At 67.3% G+C, this 17,342-nt stretch carries 16 protein-coding genes and 1 tRNA gene; 8 read left to right on the top strand and 9 right to left on the bottom strand.

Annotated features, from left to right (window positions below):
- Positions 1-137: 137 nt before the first annotated feature.
- Together ppc and ACW177_RS03275 are read left to right on the top strand one after the other, a co-directional pair.
- Positions 138-2,837: a phosphoenolpyruvate carboxylase gene (ppc, locus tag ACW177_RS03280; protein ID WP_492027231.1), complete on the top strand. Its 2,700-nt coding sequence runs from the start codon at positions 138-140 to the stop codon at positions 2,835-2,837.
- 138 nt (positions 2,838-2,975) lie between these two features.
- Positions 2,976-3,314 carry a UrcA family protein gene (locus ACW177_RS03275; RefSeq protein WP_492027230.1) on the top strand — a complete coding sequence of 113 codons (339 nt, stop codon included), beginning with the start codon at positions 2,976-2,978 and terminating at the stop codon, positions 3,312-3,314.
- Positions 3,315-3,363: 49 nt separating this feature from the next.
- On the opposite strand, the gene ACW177_RS03270 is transcribed toward ACW177_RS03275, so the two are convergent.
- Both ACW177_RS03270 and ACW177_RS03265 read right to left on the bottom strand, forming a co-directional pair.
- Positions 3,364-4,329 (bottom strand): magnesium and cobalt transport protein CorA, encoded by a 966-nt coding sequence (locus tag ACW177_RS03270; RefSeq protein ID WP_492027229.1) that lies wholly within the window; start codon positions 4,327-4,329, stop codon positions 3,364-3,366.
- 130 nt (positions 4,330-4,459) lie between these two features.
- Positions 4,460-6,652: a M3 family metallopeptidase gene (locus ACW177_RS03265; RefSeq protein WP_492027228.1), complete on the bottom strand. Its 2,193-nt coding sequence runs from the start codon at positions 6,650-6,652 to the stop codon at positions 4,460-4,462.
- Between the two features lie 128 nt (positions 6,653-6,780).
- Between ACW177_RS03265 and ACW177_RS03260 the strand changes: the two genes are divergently transcribed.
- Entirely contained in the window at positions 6,781-7,638 is an 858-nt protein-coding gene (locus ACW177_RS03260; protein WP_492027227.1) for a glutamate racemase, read from the top strand.
- 177 nt (positions 7,639-7,815) lie between these two features.
- On the opposite strand, the gene ACW177_RS03255 is transcribed toward ACW177_RS03260, so the two are convergent.
- From ACW177_RS03255 to argH, 5 genes are all read right to left on the bottom strand, one after another.
- Positions 7,816-8,829: a cation diffusion facilitator family transporter gene (locus ACW177_RS03255; protein WP_492027226.1), complete on the bottom strand. Its 1,014-nt coding sequence runs from the start codon at positions 8,827-8,829 to the stop codon at positions 7,816-7,818.
- A gap of 79 nt (positions 8,830-8,908) precedes the next feature.
- Positions 8,909-9,565 carry a hypothetical protein gene (locus ACW177_RS03250; RefSeq protein WP_492027225.1) on the bottom strand — a complete coding sequence of 219 codons (657 nt, stop codon included), beginning with the start codon at positions 9,563-9,565 and terminating at the stop codon, positions 8,909-8,911.
- Positions 9,566-9,613: 48 nt separating this feature from the next.
- Positions 9,614-10,888: a diaminopimelate decarboxylase gene (gene lysA / locus ACW177_RS03245; RefSeq protein ID WP_492027224.1), complete on the bottom strand. Its 1,275-nt coding sequence runs from the start codon at positions 10,886-10,888 to the stop codon at positions 9,614-9,616.
- Between the two features lie 6 nt (positions 10,889-10,894).
- Entirely contained in the window at positions 10,895-11,125 is a 231-nt protein-coding gene (locus ACW177_RS03240; protein WP_166621524.1) for a hypothetical protein, read from the bottom strand.
- Positions 11,122-12,558: an argininosuccinate lyase gene (gene argH / locus ACW177_RS03235; protein ID WP_492027223.1), complete on the bottom strand. Its 1,437-nt coding sequence runs from the start codon at positions 12,556-12,558 to the stop codon at positions 11,122-11,124. Before argH ends, ACW177_RS03240 begins: the two co-directional genes overlap by 4 nt.
- Here argH and ACW177_RS03230 point away from each other — a divergent pair.
- On the top strand, positions 12,557-13,222 hold the full coding sequence (locus ACW177_RS03230; RefSeq protein WP_492027222.1) for a redoxin domain-containing protein: 666 nt from the start codon (positions 12,557-12,559) through the stop codon (positions 13,220-13,222). The two genes, argH and ACW177_RS03230, sit on opposite strands and share 2 nt — an antisense overlap.
- Before the next feature lie 7 nt (positions 13,223-13,229).
- Here the strand turns inward: ACW177_RS03230 and ACW177_RS03225 are convergent, their stop codons facing one another.
- A complete protein-coding gene (locus tag ACW177_RS03225; protein ID WP_492028063.1) occupies positions 13,230-13,541 on the bottom strand; it encodes a hypothetical protein in 312 nt (103 codons plus the stop codon).
- Between the two features lie 198 nt (positions 13,542-13,739).
- On the opposite strand from ACW177_RS03225, the gene ACW177_RS03220 reads away from it, so the two are divergent.
- Complete coding sequence (locus ACW177_RS03220) at positions 13,740-13,982, top strand: hypothetical protein (RefSeq protein ID WP_492027221.1); 243 nt, start codon at positions 13,740-13,742, stop codon at positions 13,980-13,982.
- An 85-nt stretch (positions 13,983-14,067) separates the two neighbouring features.
- Here ACW177_RS03220 and ACW177_RS03215 read toward each other — a convergent pair.
- Positions 14,068-14,144: transfer RNA gene (locus ACW177_RS03215), tRNA-Met, on the bottom strand.
- A 195-nt stretch (positions 14,145-14,339) separates the two neighbouring features.
- On the opposite strand from ACW177_RS03215, the gene ACW177_RS03210 reads away from it, so the two are divergent.
- The 3 genes from ACW177_RS03210 (at position 14,340) to ACW177_RS03200 (ending at position 17,337) form a co-directional block, all read left to right on the top strand.
- Positions 14,340-15,587 carry a PQQ-dependent sugar dehydrogenase gene (locus ACW177_RS03210; RefSeq protein ID WP_492027220.1) on the top strand — a complete coding sequence of 416 codons (1,248 nt, stop codon included), beginning with the start codon at positions 14,340-14,342 and terminating at the stop codon, positions 15,585-15,587.
- A gap of 60 nt (positions 15,588-15,647) precedes the next feature.
- A complete protein-coding gene (locus ACW177_RS03205; RefSeq protein ID WP_267515307.1) occupies positions 15,648-15,869 on the top strand; it encodes a hypothetical protein in 222 nt (73 codons plus the stop codon).
- A 262-nt stretch (positions 15,870-16,131) separates the two neighbouring features.
- Positions 16,132-17,337, top strand: a complete 1,206-nt coding sequence (locus tag ACW177_RS03200; protein ID WP_271165359.1) for an acetyl-CoA C-acetyltransferase — start codon at positions 16,132-16,134, stop codon at positions 17,335-17,337.
- Positions 17,338-17,342 lie beyond the last annotated feature (5 nt).

The following is a 17,342-nucleotide window of genomic DNA, read 5'->3' as shown; positions in this document are numbered from 1 at the left end:
GCACTGCGCCGGTTAAGAAAGCCTAACAGCCGTTCACCATGAACGCGCCTATCGGCCGTTGTCATGGATCGTGCGTTGACGGCGGGGTTTTGGCCCTTTCACATGCCGATCTCCCTGCTCCCGCCTAGGACATGCCGATGATGACGCCCGCCGCCGACGACTCCCTGCGCGAAGAAGTCCGACTGCTGGGCGGCATACTGGGCGACGTCATTCGTCAGGAGGGCGGCGAGGCCCTGTTCGACCATGTCGAGGCGGTGCGGCAAGCCTCCGTCGCCTATCACCGCGACCCGGCCTCGCATCCGGCCAAGCGGCTGGAGAAGCTGTTGACCACCATGTCGGTCGATCAGGCCGCCGGCCTGGCCCACGGTTTCGCCCTGTTCTCCCTGCTGGCCAATATCGCCGAGGACCGCGCCACCCGCCGTCGCGCCCAGGGCCAGGCCGAGGCCGGAGCCCGCCCCGACACGCCCGAAGGCGCCCTGCTGAGGCTGGCCGAGCAGAAGGTGGACAAGACGGCGGTGCGCGCCCTGCTGGACGAGGCCCTGATTTCGCCGGTCCTGACGGCCCACCCGTCCGAGGTCCGCCGCAAGAGCGTCATCGACCGGATCGCCGCCATCTCCGACATCCTCGACGCCTGCGACAGGGCCGGCGACGCCTGCTCGATGGACCAGATCAACGAACCCCTGCGCCGCCAGATCGTCATCCTGTGGGCCACCCGCCTGGTCCGCACCCAGGGACTGGTGGTGCAGGACGAGATCGACACCGTCGTCTCCTTCCTCGACCGCATCTTCCTGCGGGTTGCGCCGAAACAGCTGTCGGCCTGGCGTCGCCTGCTCGATGCGCCGCAGCTTCAGCCCTTCATGCGGGTCGGCACCTGGGTCGGGGGCGACCGCGACGGCAATCCGAACGTCGACGGAACGGTGCTGGCCGCCGCCTTCCACACCCAGTCGCGCGCGGTTCTGGGCTATTATCTGGACGAGGTTCACGCCCTGGGGGCGGAACTCAGCCTGGCCGCCGAGCTGGCGGAGGTCTCGCCTGAACTCGCGGCTTTGGCCGACGCCGCCCAGGACCCCTCGCCCCACCGCGCCGACGAGCCCTATCGCCGCGCCTTGACCGGCGTCTACGCCCGCCTGGCCGCCACCTATGAAGCCCGCGGAGGCGCCCAGCCGCCGCGTCGCCCCGCCGTCGCGGCGGAGCCCTATTCCGGCCCGGACGCCTTCGAGGCCGACCTGCGGATCATGCACGACAGCCTGGTGTCCCACCACGGCGGGGTCTTCGCCGACGACCGGTTGAACGATCTGATCACGGCGGTCGAGATCTTCGGCTTCCACATGGCGACCCTGGACCTGCGCCAGAACTCGGACGTCCACGAACGGGTCGTCGCCGACTTGCTGAAGACGGCCGGGGTGTGCACCGACTATTCCGGTCTGGACGAAGAGGGCCGACTGGCGGTGCTGGCGGCCGAACTGGCCTCGCCCCGCCTGCTGTTCAGCCCCTATGCCGACTATGCGGCCGAGACCCTGAAGGAGCGCGGCATCCTCCAGGCCGCCGCCGCCGCCCTGGCCGCCTTCGGCCCCCAGGCGATCCGGACCCATATCGTGTCCAAGACCGATGCGGCCTCGGACCTGCTGGAGGTCTATCTGCTGCTGAAGGAGGTCGGCCTCTATCGCCCCGAGGATCCCGCCGCCTGCCCGATCCAGGCCGCCCCCCTGTTCGAAACCATCGAGGACCTGCGCGCCTCGCGTCCGACCCTGGAACGTCTGCTGAAGGAGCCGTCCGCTCTGGCCGTGGCCAAGGCGCGCGGCGTGCAGGAGGTGATGATCGGCTATTCGGACTCCAACAAGGACGGCTCGTATCTGACCTCGGGATGGGAGTTGCACGAGGCCTCGCGCGCCCTGGTCGAGGTGACGCAGGCCGCCGGTCTGAAGCTGCAACTGTTCCATGGGCGCGGCGGCACGGTCGGGCGCGGCGGGGGCTCGTCCTTCGCCGGGGTGCTGGCCCAGCCGGAGGGCACGGTCCAGGGCCGGATCCGCACCACCGAACAGGGCGAGGTCATCGCCAACAAATACGGCGAACCCGAGATCGCCCTGCGCAATCTGGACGCCCTGACCTGCGGCGCCGTCCTGGCCTCGCTGGGCCAGGGCAAGGACCAGGTCTTCACCGCCGAACACGGCGCCACCCTGTCGGATCTGTCGGCCCGGTCGATGGCCGCCTATCGCAAGCTGGTCTACGAGACCGACGGCTTCGTTGACTATTACCGCGCCGCCACCCCCATCGCCGAGATCGCCGACCTGAAGATCGGCTCGCGCCCGTCGTCGCGCACCGCCTCGACGCGGATCGAGGATCTGCGAGCCATTCCCTGGGTGTTCAGCTGGTCGCAGAGCCGGGTCATGCTGCCCGGCTGGTTCGGCTTCGGCTCAGCGGTCGAGGGGCGGGACATGGGCGAGCTGAAATCCATGGCCGAGGCCTGGCCCTTCTTCCGCACCCTGGTGCAGAATATGGAGATGGTCATGGCCAAGTCAGACATGACCGTGGCCCGGCGCTACGCCACCCTGGTGACCGACGCCTCGCTGGCCGCGCGCATCTATGGCGAGATCCGCGACGAATGGCAGAGAACCCATGACGCCATCCTGGCCATCACCGGCCACGACAAACTGCTGGGCGGCCAGCCGGAGCTGGATCGGCTCATCCGGCTGCGGATGCCCTATGTCGAGCCGCTGAACCATGTGCAGATCGAGCTGATCCGTCGCCGCCGCGCCGGGGACGAGGATCCCCGTGTGCGCGAGGGAATCCTGCTGGCGATCAACGGGGTGGCGGCGGGGCTTCGCAACAGCGGCTGATTGCGGCCATTACAATGACGACGATTTAATCTGCCTGTCTTGGATCGGCGCCGGAACCCTCACTGAGCTGTTACACAACACGCGTATTGCGCCTTCGTCGCCAACTTGAGCGATTATCTTTCTCCTAGGAGCAAAGCGATGAAGGTTCTCTCCCCCGCTCTCTTCGCCGTCGCCGTCCTGTCCGCATCCTCCGCCCTGGCCCAGAGCAATGAGGCCCGGATCGTCTTCCGCGATCTGGACCTGTCCACGGCCGCCGGCGCCGCCGCCTTCGACAGCCGCGTCGATCAGGCCGCCGCCGACCTGTGCCGCGACTTCACCATGACGGGCAGCCGGATCGTTCGCAACCAGACCTGCCGCTCGATCGTTCGCGCCGAGGCGATGCGCCAGCTGCCGCGCGCGCGCCAGATCGACTACGCCCGCGCCCCGCGCGACGCGCGTCAGGTCGCCCAGGTCGTCGGCCTGTTCGCCAACAGCTGATCCCCGAACCGGCGAGGGGCGTACGCCGCCCTTCGCCGGCGCGTCGGCCTTAAAGCCACTTCGTGCGTTTGAAGGTGACGTACAGGCCGATGCAGACGGCGACGATCAGGCCCATCACGAGCGGATAGCCATAGCGCCAGTGCAGCTCCGGCATGAATTCGAAGTTCATGCCGTAGATGCCGGCGATGGCCGTGGGCACAGCCAGCAAGGCGGCCCATGACGCCAGCTTGCGGGTGATCACCCCCTGCCGTTGCTGCTCCAGCAGATTGGCGACTTCGAACACCGAGGCCAGAATGTCCGTCAGGCCGTTCAAACGGCTGTTCACCCGCCGCACATGGTCGGCGATGTCGCGGAAATAGGGGCGGACGTTCGGATCGATGCAGGGAAGGTCCAGCGACTGCAGCTTGCCCGCCACCTCTTCCATCGGCCCCAGAATGCGTCTGAACTTGAGCAGTTCGCGGCGCAGGGTGAACAGGCGGCGGATTTCCGAGCGGGACAGGAAGGCGTCCAGCGCCCTCTGCTCCAGTTCCAGAACACTGTCCTCGGCGCCGTCGACAATGGGGACATAGGCGTCGGCGATGAAGTCCAGCACCCCGTGCAGAACGAAGTCGGGCCCCGCCCGCAACTGCTCGGGCGCGGCCTCCAGCTGGGCGCGCAGGGCCGTGTGCGACCGATCCGAGCCGTGGCGGATGGTGATGACATGGTCGGTACCGACAAAGACGTGGGTCTCGCCGTAGCTGATGACGTCATCCACCTTTTCAGCGGTGCGGGCGACGACGAACAGTTCGTGGCCATAGACTTCGACCTTCGGCATCTGGTGCGCCGACAGGGCGTCCTCCACCGCCAGCGGATGGAGGTGAAACCGTTTCACCAGAACGTCGAACTCGGCGTCGGTCGGGTCGTGCAGACCGATCCAGACGAACTCGCCAGGCTTCAGCGCCAGCCCCTTCTGCGTCAGGGGCGCCGCCCGCACGCGCTGACCATCCTTGTAGACATAGGAGGCGACGACGGTCATGGGCGGCTCTTTCGCGGACGATTCCCCCTGATCTAGGCCAGGTCGCGCCCAAACAAAACGGCCGGCGGATCGCTCCGCCGGCCGTAAGGTTCACGAACGCGCTCAAGTAGCGCGAAGCGCGGTAGCGCCCTTAAGATACAGGGAAGCCCCGGACCTTCAGCAGGGCCGCGACGTCCGGGTCGCGACCGCGGAAGGCGCGGTAGGCCTCGGCGCGGTCGGTAGTGTTGCCGGGCGCCAGCATGATCGACTTGAAGCGGCCGGCGATGTCCGGATTGAAGACGTCGCCCGACGCCTCGAAATAGGCCCAGGTGTCGGCGTCCATCGTCTCGGACCAGAGATAGCTGTAGTAGCCGGCCGAATAGCCGTCGGACGTGAACAGGTGATTGAACTGCGGCAGGCGGTGCCGCATCACGATCTCCTTGGGCATGCCGATGCGCGCCAGGCTGGCCTTCTCGAAGGCGTCGATATCGGTCGGCGGCGTGGCCTGGGTGTGCAGGTCCATGTCGACGATGGCCGAAGACAGATAGCTGACGGTGGCATAACCCTGGTTGAAGGTGGACGAGGCCTGGATCTTGTCGACCAGGGCCTGGGGCATGGCTTCGCCGGTCTGATAGTGTTTCAGATAGCCGTCCAGGATCGGCCGGCTCAGCACCCAGTGCTCGTGCACCTGCGACGGATATTCGACGAAGTCGCGCGGCGTATTGCCGAACGACGGATAGGTCACGTTCGACGAGAAGTAATGCAGGGTGTGGCCGAACTCGTGGAACAGGGTCTCGGCGTCGTCCAGCGAGATCAGCACCGGCTCGCCGGGCTCGGGCTTGGTGAAGTTGTTGTTGTTGGAGCCCAGGATCACCTTCGACCCGTCCAGGGTCGAGAAGGACCGGTAGGTGGTCATCCAGGCGCCCGAACGCTTGCCCGGACGGGCGTAGTCGTCGGTGTAGTACAGGCCGATCAGCTTGCCGGTGGCCTTGTCGTGCAGCTCATAGACCTCGACGTCCGGCTCGAAGGTCGGGACAGAACCCTTGGGCAGTTTGGTGAATTTGAAGCCGTACAGACGCTCGGCCATGGCGAAGGAGCCGGCGCGGACCGCGTTCAGCTCAAAATAGGGCTTCAGCTGGTTCTGATCGAGGTCGTACTTGGCCTTCCGAACCTTCTCGGCGAAATAGAGGTAGTCCCAGGGCTCGATATCGAAACCGGCGATCGCCTTCATGTCGGCGACCTCCTCGGCGACGCGGGCCTTGGCCGGCGCCCAGACGCGGTCCATCAGGTTCTGCGCATTGGCCGGGGTCTTGGCCATGGTGTCCTGCATCCGCAGTTCGGCATGGTTGCGATAGCCCAGCAGCTTGGCCCGCTGATCGCGCAGCTTCACGATCTCGGCGATGGTCGCATTGGTGTCGTTGGCGTCGCCGTTGTCGCCGCGGTTGACGAACTTCTTCCAGACCTGCTCGCGCAGGGCCCGGTCGTCGGCGAAGGTCAGGAAGGGATCGACGGCCGAACGGGTGTTCAGGATGGCCCAGCCGGTCAGATTGCGGCTGCGCGCGGCCGAGGCGGCGGCGGCCTTGTTCGAGGCGGGCAGGCCCGCCAGACCGGCTTCGTTCGGGATCAGGGTCCAGGCGTTCTCGTCGGCGACGACCTTCTGGCCGAAGCGGGTGAAGGCGTTGGACAGGGCGGTGTTGATCCGGCCCAGCTCGGCCTTGCCGGCCGCGTCCAGATTGGCGCCCGAACGGATGAAGGCGTCGCGGCGGCGTTCGGCCAGACGCTTCTGCTGGGCGCTCAGGCCCATGGCGTCGGCGTTGTCGGCGATGGTCTTGACCCGTTGGAACAAGGCCGCGTTGAAGGTGATCTCGTCCGAGGCCGCCGACAGGATGGGCGACAGTTCGGTATCTACCGCGTCATAGGCTTCGCCGCCGATGTTGGAGGTCATGACGCCATAGACGTTGGACGCCCGGTCCAGCGGCTCGCCGGCCAGTTCCAGCGCCGCCATGGTGTTGGCGAAGGTGGGGGCTTCCGGGTTGTTGGCGATGGCGGCGATGTCGGCGCGTTGCAGCTCGATGCCTTCCAGCATGGCCTCGCGCAGCTTGGCCGGCGTCACCTTGTCGAACGGCGGCAGGCCGTCATAGGACCCGGTCCAGGGCTGAAGCAGCTCGGCCTTGGGCGTCGCGGCCGGCAGGACGGCGCGGGCGACGCGAGCCTCTTCGGCCAGGTCCATGGCGGTAGGCGCGGCGGAGGCGCCGGATCCGGTGGAGGCCCCAGACCCTGTAGAGGCACAGGCCGAGAGGGCCATCAGGCTGCCGCCCGCGATGAGAAGCTGGCGTCTGTGCATGGGATGCTCCGTGGGGAAATCATGTTGGGGCTACACTTAGGCGCGCCAGGGCGGATCGTCACCTGCCCGAGCCGTTAAAGCCCCGTAATCTTGTTGGATCGATCGTCGCACTGTTCTAAAGCGCGGTCATGGCTATTGGCGTATTCGACTCCGGCGTGGGCGGCCTGACCGTCCATCGTGAACTGACGCGGCGCTTTGCGCAGCGCGACTTCATTTATTTGGCCGACCAGGCCCACGCCCCCTATGGCGGGCGCGGCGGCGAGGACATCGTCGAACTGACCAAGGCAGGGTGCGAGCGCCTGTTCGACGCCGGGGCCTCGGTCGTGGTCCTGGCCTGCAACACCGCCAGCGCCATCGCCCTGCGCCGCCTGCAACAGACCTGGATCCCCGGCCTGCGCGAGCGGCTGGGCCGGCCGGTCAATGTGCTGGGCATCATCGTGCCGACCATCGAGGCGGCCACGGGCAAGCCCTGGAGCTTCGAAGCCGAACGCCCTCAGGAGGGCGAAAAGGTCGAAGCCATCGACATCACCGGCGTCTTCTGCACCGCCGCCACCGCCATCAGCCGGGTGTTCGAGATCGAGATCGACAAGCGGCGCGAGGACATCGCCGTCTTTTCCGAGCCCTGCCCCGGCCTGGCTGGCCTGATCGAACTGGGCGCCCCGCGCGAGGAGCTGAAGGTGGTGGTGGACGATCACGTCGACGCCCTGCGCCGCCGCATCGGCCGCCATCCGGACAAGGCCATCCTGGGCTGCACCCATTACGAGATCATCGCCGAACTGTTCGCCTCGGCCCTGCCGGCGGGGACGGTGCTGATCGACCAGCCGACCGCCGTAGCCGATGCGCTGGAGCAGTATTTCGCGCGGCATCCCGAGTTCGAACTGGGCGACAGCGGCCGCCGCGACTTCCTGACCACGGGCCAAGCCGGTCCCCAGTCGGAAATGGTGTCGCAGTTCTGGGGCGCGCCGCTGGCGTTTGCGCAGGCGTAAGGGCGGTTCTGTCTTACCGACGCACCGTCATCCTAGGCCTTGTGCCTAGGATCCATAGACTCAGGCCCCGCCGCATACAGAAGAACGGCGACGTCTGCGCCTCATAATCCGACACCGGGAGTATGGATCCTAGGCACAAGGTCTAGGATGACGGTGGTTGAGGTGAGGCAGCCCTCGTCAGCACCCCGGACAATCCGGCAGGGCCTCGTTTTCGAGCTGAAGCGTCGTGTGGCGGATCGAATGGCGTTTCGCCACGGCCTGGGCCTCCATCAGCAAGGCCGCCCCGTCCGCGCGGTCATGAACCAGGTGGGCGGTCAGGGCGGTCTCGGTGGTGGACAGGCCCCAGACGTGCAGGTCATGGACTTCGCGCACCCCGTCCAGCCCCGCCAGCGCCCGCTCCAGCGCAATCATGTCGACGTCGCCCGGAGCGCCGTCCATGGCCAGGTGGACCGAGTCCTTCAGCAGGCCCCAGGTGGACCACAGGATCACCGCGACGATGACCAGGCTGACGATGGGATCGACCACGGACCAGCCGGTCAGCAGGATCAATCCCCCCGCGAGGACAACGCCCAGCGAGACTCCCGCGTCAGCCATCATGTGCAGATAGGCGCCGCGGGCGTTCAGGTCGTGCTGGGACTTCATGAACAGGAGCGCCGTGCCCAGATTGATGACGAAGCCGATGGCCGCCACCGTCATGATCACGCCCGAGCCGACCGGTGCGGGTTCTGCAAACCGCCGCACCGCCTCGAAGGCGATGGCCCCGCAGGCGAAGATCAGCAGCAGGGCGTTGCCCAGGGCCGCCAGCACCGTCGCCTTGCCGAAGCCGTAGGTGCGACGGCCGCCCGCCGCCCCATGCGCCCCGCGCCGCGCCAGCCAGGCCGCGCCGCCCGCCATGGCCAGGCCCAGGACATCCGACAGATTATGCCCGGCGTCGGCCAGAAGCGCGGTGGAATCCGCCATCAGCCCGGCGGCGAACTCGCAGAAGACAAAGGCCAGATTGACCACCAGGCCGACCGCATAGCGCCAGTCGCCGGGATCGACCGGACCATGGGCGTGTCCGTGGCCGTGTCCGTGGTGATGCCCGTGACCGTGATGATGGCCATGCGCGTGACCATGATCATGGTCGTGGTCGTGGTCGTGGTCGTGACCATGGTCGTGATCGGCGTGATCGTGTCCGTGCGGGGCGCTCATCCGTCCGCCTATACGCTCTTTCGAACAAAGGCCAAGCTGGTACATGATAACGCATTGAATGTTATCACGTAATAACCCTTCAGTGCTGATGAAGAACGACGAGCAGACCCAGGGCGATCAGGGCCACGCCCAGCACAGCGCCTTCATAGCGGGCCCAGCGCTCCAGCCGCAGGATGGAGGCGCCCGCGCTGGCCAGGGCTGTGAACACCGCCATGCCGGCGATGGTGCCGACCGCGAAGACCAGGGTCAGCAGGGCCAGGGCGGCGAAGCCTTCCGAAGCCGAGGACAGATAGATGGGCAGCAGCACCTCGCCCGGCGACACGGCCATCATGGCGACCAGGCCCAGGAAGGCCGCCTTGTTGGAGACTGAAGGCTCGGCGATATCCATGGCCGGTCCGCCCGCCGTCGCGGGTCGCTTCAGCGTCGCCCTGGCCAGATAGAAGGCCCCGAAAACGAACAGCAGCACGGCCGCCAGATGGGGCAGAAGCCCCTCGATCCATTGCTCCAGGGCCAGGCCCGCCGCCACGATCAGGCCGCCGACCACCGCCGTCGTCGCGATATGGGCCAGGCCCGCCGCCGTCACCGCCAGCAGCACGCGTGACGCTCGCCAGCCCTGGGCCCGCCCCACCAGGGTGAAGGGCAGCCAGTGGGTCGGCAGGGCCGCATGCAGGAAGGCCGCGACAAAGCCGCCCGCGAGCAGGGACGGCAGCACGGACAGGTCTGAGGCGGGCGACATGAGCGGCCCTATATCGCGTTACTTTATAACAGTCGAGCCAATTCCGAATCACAGCCAGTCGGCGAAGGGCTCCCGATCCAGCATGTCCTCATAGGTGGGCCGCGGCCGGATGACGGCCCACTGGTCGCCGTCCACCAGAACCTCAGGGACCAGGGGGCGGCTGTTGTATTCGCTGGCCATGACCGCCCCATAGGCGCCGGCGCCGGTAAAGACGACCAGATCCTCGATCGCGAGCGGCGGCAGGCTGCGATCCCGCGCGAAGGTGTCGCCGGTCTCGCAGACCGGGCCGACCACGTCATGGGCGCGGGCGGCGCCGGGGCGCGGATTGACCGGCTTGATGTCATGGAAGGCGTCGTACAGGGCCGGGCGCATCAGGTCGTTCATCGCCGCGTCCAGCACCAGGAAGCGCCGCCCGTCCGAGCGTTCGTTGACCTGGATCACCTGGCTGAGCAGCACCCCGGCGTTGGCGGCCAGCAGACGGCCGGGTTCGAACGCCGCCTCGACGTCCAGGCCGGCCAGAACCCGCGCGGCCATGGCCACATAGTCGGCCGGCGACGGGGGTTCGACCCCGCCCGAATAGGGTACGCCCAGGCCGCCGCCCAGGTCCAGCCGCGTCACCGCATGGCCCTGGGCCCGCAGGTCGCGGGTCATCTGGGCCAGAACCGTAAAGGCGGCCTCCAGCGGGGCCAGGTCGGTGATCTGGCTGCCGATATGACAGGCCAGGCCCACGGGCGTCACATGGGGCGAGGCCGAGGCGCGGGCGTAGAGGGCCATCGCCTCCTCGACCGGCACGCCGAACTTGTCGCCCTTGCCGCCGGTGGTGATCTTGGCGTGACCGCCCGCCCCGATATTGGGATTGACCCGCACGGCGACGGCCGGCGAAGCCTGCATCAGGGCCGCGACCGCGATCAGCCGGTCCAGTTCGGCGCCGGATTCGATATTGATCTGGCGCACGCCGACGCTGATGGCGAAGACCATCTCCACATCGGTCTTGCCGACGCCGGAGAAGATGATCCGGTCGGCCGGGATCCCCGCCGCCAGGGCGCGACGGATCTCGCCCTCGGACACTGTGTCGGCGCCCGAGCCCAGCTTGGCCAGGGTCGCCAGCACCGATAGGTTGGAGTTGGCCTTGACCGCAAAGGCGATCAGGGCCTCGCCAAGAGCTTCACGATGCGCGTCGGCGGCCGCGCGCAGCAGGCCGTAGTGCCGTTTCAGCGTCGCGGTGGAATAGACATAGACGGGCGTGCCCACCTCGTCCGCGATGAGCTCCAGCGGCACGCCCTCGGCATGGAGGGCGCCGTCCTTCAGGTCGAAATGGTGCAAGGCGGCCTAGCGGGGATCGTTCTGGGCGGCGCCGGCGCCGATCGGGTTGTTGGGACCGCCGTCGATCGGCACGCTGCTGGACGGGCGGTTGATGGTGGCCGGCTCGGGCAGGCCGGGGGCGCGGCTGCTGCGCGGCGCGCGTTCGGTCTCGCGCACCGGCGATTCCAGATCGGCCATACGACCGCAGCCGGCGGCCGACAGGGCGAGCAGGCCCGCGAGGATCAGGGTCTTCTTCATAGGCGGGCTCTCCAGTCGGCGATGCGCGCGCGGACCTGTTCCGGCGCGGTGCCGCCATAGCTCTGACGGCTCTGGCACGAAGCCTCGGCGGTCAGCACCTTGTAAACCGCTTCCGTGATCCCCGGCTCCAGTTTCTGCATTTCTTCCAGGGGCAGTTGCGACAGGTCCACGCCCATCGCCTCGGCCTGTTTCACCGCAGCCCCCGTCACATGGTGCGCCTTGCGGAACGGCAGGTTCAGTTCGCGCACCAGCCAGTCGGCTAAGTCGGTCGCGGTCGAGAAGCCGGCGCCGGCGGCGGCGGCCATCCGTTCGGTGTTCGGCCGCAGGGCCGAGACCATGGCGGTCATGGCGACCAGGGCCAGGTCCAGGGCGTCAAACGCCTCGAACACCGGCGGTTTGTCCTCCTGCATGTCCTTGGAATAGGCGAGCGGCAGGCCCTTCATCACGGTCGACAGGGCGACCAGCGAGCCCAGGATCCGCCCGGTCTTGGCCCGGACCAGTTCGGCGGCGTCGGGATTGCGCTTCTGCGGCATGATCGACGAGCCGGTGGTCAGGTCGTCGGGCAGGCTGGCGAAGCCGAACATCGGCGTCATCCAGACCACGATCTCCTCGGCCAGGCGCGACAGGTGGCCCGCCGTGATCGAGGCGGCGGCCAGGCTTTCCAGGGCGAAGTCGCGGTCCGACACGGCGTCCAGAGAATTGGCCATCGGCCGGTCGAAGCCCAGCTCGGCCGCCGTCATATGGCGGTCGATCGGGAAGGGCGAGCCGGCCAGGGCGGCGGCGCCCAGGGGGCTCTCGTTCATCCGCATCCGGGCGTCGGCGAACCGGCCGGCGTCGCGGCCGAACATCTCGACATAGGCCATCAGATGGTGGCCCAGGGTCACCGGCTGGGCGGTCTGCAAATGGGTGAAGCCGGGCATCAGGTCGCCGGCGTGCTGGTCGGCCCGGTCCAGCAGGGCGGCCTGAAGCGCCTTCAGTTGGGCGATGGTGCGGTCGGCGGCGTCGCGCACCCACAGACGGAAATCGACGGCCACCTGGTCATTGCGGCTGCGCGCGGTGTGCAGCCGGCCCGAGGGTTCGCCGATCAGTTCCGACAGCCGGGCCTCCACATTCATGTGGATGTCCTCGAACTGGTCGCGGAAGGGGAAGGTCCCGTTCAGGATCTCGGCCTCGATGGCGTCCAGCCCGCCCAGAATGGCTTCGGCGTCCGCCGCCTGGATCACGCCCTGCTTGGCCAGCATCCGGCAATGGGCGCGCGAGCCGGCCAGATCCTGACGCCACAGACGCTGGTCCACGCCGATGGAGACGTTGATCGCCTGCATGATCTCGGCGGGGCGCGACGAAAAGCGACCGCCCCACATGTCTTGACCTGCGGGCTTTGCCGGGGCCTTAGGAACACTGGCTTGGGCGGTATCGGAGGCGGCGTCTGTCATGAGTGGCTCGAGAAAGGCGATCTGGGCGGTCGTCGGCGCGCTCGTGCTGTTCAGCACGCTCGCCGGCGCCGGCGGCTTGGCGATGTCGCTATACGCCAATCATAGGCAGAAGGCGCAACCCCAGACGACGCCTGTTGCGAAAAGCGATCTGGCCCGGTTCGCCGTCGGGCCGTTGGCGTCGCTGGAGACGCCGACCGATCTGAAGACCGCGCCGGAATATATGTTCCGCGACCGCAACGGCACGGCCGTGCGGTTTTCGACCTTCGAGGGCAAGGTGGTGGTGGTCAATCTGTGGGCCATGTGGTGCGCCCCGTGCCGCACCGAAATGCCGACCCTGGCGGCCCTGGCCCGGCATTATCAGACCAACGAGGACCTGATCGTCCTGCCGATCAACGTCGACGCCTCGGCCGACGCCCTGGCCGACGCCAAGAGCTTCATCGACGTGCACGAACCCCTGCCGCTGTACAGCGACATCAAATTCCAGCTGCCGTTCGAGTTTCCGGGCAAGGGCAAGATGCCCCAGACCATCTTCCTGGATCGCGAAGGCCGCATCCGCGCCACCTTCTCGGGCGAGGCCGACTGGAACAGCCCCGAGGCCCACGCCCTGATCGACGCCCTGCTGGCGGAAGGCGCGCCCGCAGCCGAAGCGACGCCGCCCGCCTGACCGGAACTCAGTTTTCGGCCGGCACGCGCCGGCCCGTCTCGGGGTTCACCGCGCCGGGCCTGCCCTCAGCGGCGGCTTCGGCCTGGTTTTCCTCCAGCTCGTCCGCGACATTCCCCGCGCCGGTCTCGACCGCCTGAGCGGCCTTCATGGCGCCGGACTCGATGACTTCGCCGGCTCGAGCAGCGGCATCAGCCGTATTATCGGCGGCCGCCTCGGCATGGGCCTCGGTGTTTTCCTGCTCGGCTTCGGTGCAGGCGGCGGCGCCCAGCGCCAAGGCCATGACCGCTGTCGCGGCGCTCAAGGTGTTGGCTCGCATCATCACGGCGAATCTCCAGTCAAGGTTAATTGCCAAGACCGAACGCAGCCAGACCTGGCAAGTTGCGAATACTCGGCGCGAGCAGAGGCACTTGCCGACGCCGACCTAACGCAAAACACGCATCGAGCATTACCTCAGATTGCGATTGCCATGAAGTTGTGGCTCCATGGCTCAGGGAGATGGCTCCCAAGGAGGAATGAGATGAAATCGATCCGTTCAAATTTCGTGCGCGTTAGCGCTGCCTTCGCCATGACCTTAACTGCGTCGCTAGTCTCGGGCGGCGCGGCGTCGGCCGATCCAGGCGATCCTGTCTGTATTATGCCGCCGGAAGATTATTGCACCTATTTAGGAGGATACACTTTCGGCACGACGGCGTGGCGGGACTGCTATCGGACGGCCACAGCACTCCACAACGGCGAATACTGCGAAGGCGTTGAATCTTAATTCGGTCAACCCACTACATCTTCCGGCCCGCTCGTTTACACGGGCGGGCTTTCTTTGTTTTTCGCAGATTTGTTCGTTTTGAGAATGGTGACTGGAGGCGGGATCGAACCGCCGACCTGTGGGTTATGAATCCACCGCTCTAACCATCTGAGCTACCCAGTCGCATCCCGTCTCCGGGCGTCCGCGAGGCCGGGGGCCAGCGCGAAAGAGGCGTGCCTATATCGCCGTCGGGCGCGCGGTTCAAGTCGTCTCGACGCAGATCGTGCGGCGATGCGGCGCATGACAGGGTTTTGCGGGAACGGTAACCCTGACGCTTCCGTTGCGACGGAACGTCCAGACCCGACCGGAGTCATCCCCATGCGCCTGATCGTCCTCGCCGCCTCGACCTCCTTGCTCGTCCTCGCTGCGGCCTGCGGCGCAAACGGCGAGAGCGCCCCAGCATCCGGCCAAACTGGGGGCGAGGCGGGCGCGCCGCTGGAGACCCGGCCGGCCAACAACCCGGATCAACAGCCCGCCTTCGCCGGCCAGACCCGCGCGCCGGGCGTAGAGACCGAACAGGCGTTGAGCCACAGCGTCGTCGCCTCGGGCCTGTCGCACCCCTGGGGGCTGGCCCTGATGCCTGACGGGCGTTGGCTGGTGACAGAAAAGCCGGGCCGACTGCGCATCATCACGGCCCAGGGGCAGGTCAGCGAACCGGTCCAGGGCCTGCCGCGCGTCGACGCACGTGGCCAGGGCGGCCTGCTGGACGCCATCACAAGCCCCGACTTCGCTCAAGATCGCATGATCTACTGGAGCTATGCAGAGCCTCGGGACGGCGGCAACGCCACCTCGGTCGCGCGGGGCCGTCTGTCTGACGACGGGGCGCGGGTGGACAACGTCCAGGTCATCTTCCGCGCCCTGCCCGTCTATGACGGCGACAAGCATTTCGGCTCGTCCCTGGCCTTTGCGCCCGACGGCAAGCTGTTCATCACCCTGGGCGAACGCTCCGACCGGCCGATGAGGGCGCAGGCCCAGGACCTGGGCTCGCACATGGGCAAGACCATCCGCATCAACGCCGACGGCTCGGTTCCCCAGGACAACCCCTTCGTCGGCCGCGAGGGCGCCCTGCCGGAGATCTGGAGCCTGGGCCACCGCAACGTCCAGGGGATTGCCGTCCAGCCCGGCACAGGCGCGATCTGGACCATCGAACACGGCACGCGCGGCGGCGACGAGGTCAATCTGGACAAGCCGGGTCTGAACTACGGCTGGCCCGACGCGGCCTATGGCGTCGAATACGCCGGCGGTCAGATCAATAGCGGCAATACGCAGGCGCCGGGCACGGAACAGCCGGTCTACTACTGGGATCCAGTGATCGCGCCGGGCGGGGCGACCTTCTATCAGGGCGCCATGTTCCCCGGCTGGAACGGCGATCTTCTGGTCGCCGGGCTGAGAGAGAAACATATCGCCCGGCTGGTCATCCAGAACGACCGCGTGGTGGGCGAAGAACGTCTGCTGACCGACCTGGGCGAACGGATTCGTGACGTGGCCGTGGGGCCCGACGGGGCGGTCTGGGCCATCACCGATCAGGATGACGGCAAGCTGGTCAGGCTGGCGGTCGCGCAGTAGTCTGCGGGACGCCGGGGGGCAGGACCGCAACGCCGAGGCTTTGCGTGAACAGGAGACACCATGCGCAAGATATTCGCCGCCATCCTGATGACTGCACCGCTGATGACCGCCTGCGCCTCGACCGGCCAGACGAACACCTATCAGGAAGACCTCAAGCGGCTTGAGGCCACCTGCACCGAGCGTCAGGGCATCCTGACCCCGACGGGTCTGCAAAGCGGCCGGCCTGAGACCGAATACGCCTGCCGCATCACGGGCGGCGCCAGCCGTATTCCGCCCCGCTGACGCACGATCCGAGCCGGCCCGACCATGACGGTCGCGGCCGGCGTCTTTGTGCGCCTTTATAGCTGGCGCGACCTCCGACCCGACCCCATCTGGATTTGTGCGGCCCCGTCGCCGCAGCCGGTCACGCGGCTTATTACTTGACGTTGACGTAAACGTAGGGTTCTTGACGTCCGAGCTTAGACCCGTCCTTCCCCCAAGGTCGCGAGACGTTCGCCCATTCGGCGGACCTTGAGCGCCGGGATCAAAATGGAGACACACGCCCATGGCTGACGCCTATATCTACGACGCCGTCCGCACCCCGCGCGGCAAGGGCAAGAAGGACGGCTCGCTGCACGAGATCACCGGCCTCAGCCTGGCGACCCAGGTTCTGGAGGCCCTGCGGGACCGCAACGACCTGGACACCTCCAAGGTCGATGACGTCATACTGGGCTGCGTCACCCCCGTGGGCGAACTCGGCGCCGACATCGCCCGCACCGCGGTCCTTTCGGCCGGTTGGTCGCAATATACGGCCGGGGTTCAGGTCAACCGCTTCTGCGCCTCGGGCCTGGAAGCCGTGAACATGGCCACCGCCAAGGTGAAGTCCGGCGAGGCCGATTTCGCCGTCGGCGGCGGGGTCGAGGTGATGAGCCGCGTGCCCATGGGCTCGGACATGGGCGCCTGGCCCACCGACCCGTCTTCGGCCTTCCCCACCTATTTCGTGCCGCAGGGCGTGTCGGCCGACATGATCGCGACCAAGTACGGCTTCAGCCGCGACGACGTGGACGCCTATTCGGTCGAGAGCCACAAGCGCGCCGCCCAGGCCTGGGCCGAGGGCCGGTTCAAAAATTCGGTTCTGGCGGTCAAGGACCAGCTGGGCCTGACCATCCTGGACCGCGACGAGACCATTCGTCCGAACACGGACATGCAGACCCTGGGCGGCCTGAACCCCTCCTTCGCCATGATGGGTGAAATGGCCTTCGACAGCGTGATCAACCAGCGCTACCCCGAGGTCGAGCGCGTCAATCACGTCCACACCCCCGGCAACTCGTCCGGCATCGTCGATGGTTCGGCCGGCGTGCTGATCGGTTCGCTGGAAGCCGGCCAGGCCCTGGGCCTGAAGCCGCGCGCCAAGATCCTGGGCGGCGCCTCGATCGGCTCCGAGCCGTCGATCATGCTGACGGGTCCGGAATATGTGACCCGCAAACTGCTGGGCAAGCTGGGCATGACGCCCGACGACATCGACGTGTGGGAGCTGAACGAGGCCTTCGCCGCCGTCGTGCTTCGCTACATGCAGGCCCTGAACATCGACCACGCCAAGATGAATGTGAACGGCGGCGGCATCTCGATGGGCCACCCCCTGGGCGCCACCGGCGCCATGATCACCGGCATCGCCCTGGACGAGCTGGAACGCTCTAACAAGTCGACGGCCCTGATCACCCTGTGCATCGGCGGCGGCATGGGCACCGCCACCGTCATCGAACGCGTCTGATCCGG

The sequence above is a fragment of the Brevundimonas sp. AVps23W genome (genome assembly GCF_058681395.1).
The sequence above is the reverse complement of the archived record's forward strand: the minus strand, read 5'-3'. Positions and strand labels throughout refer to the sequence as shown.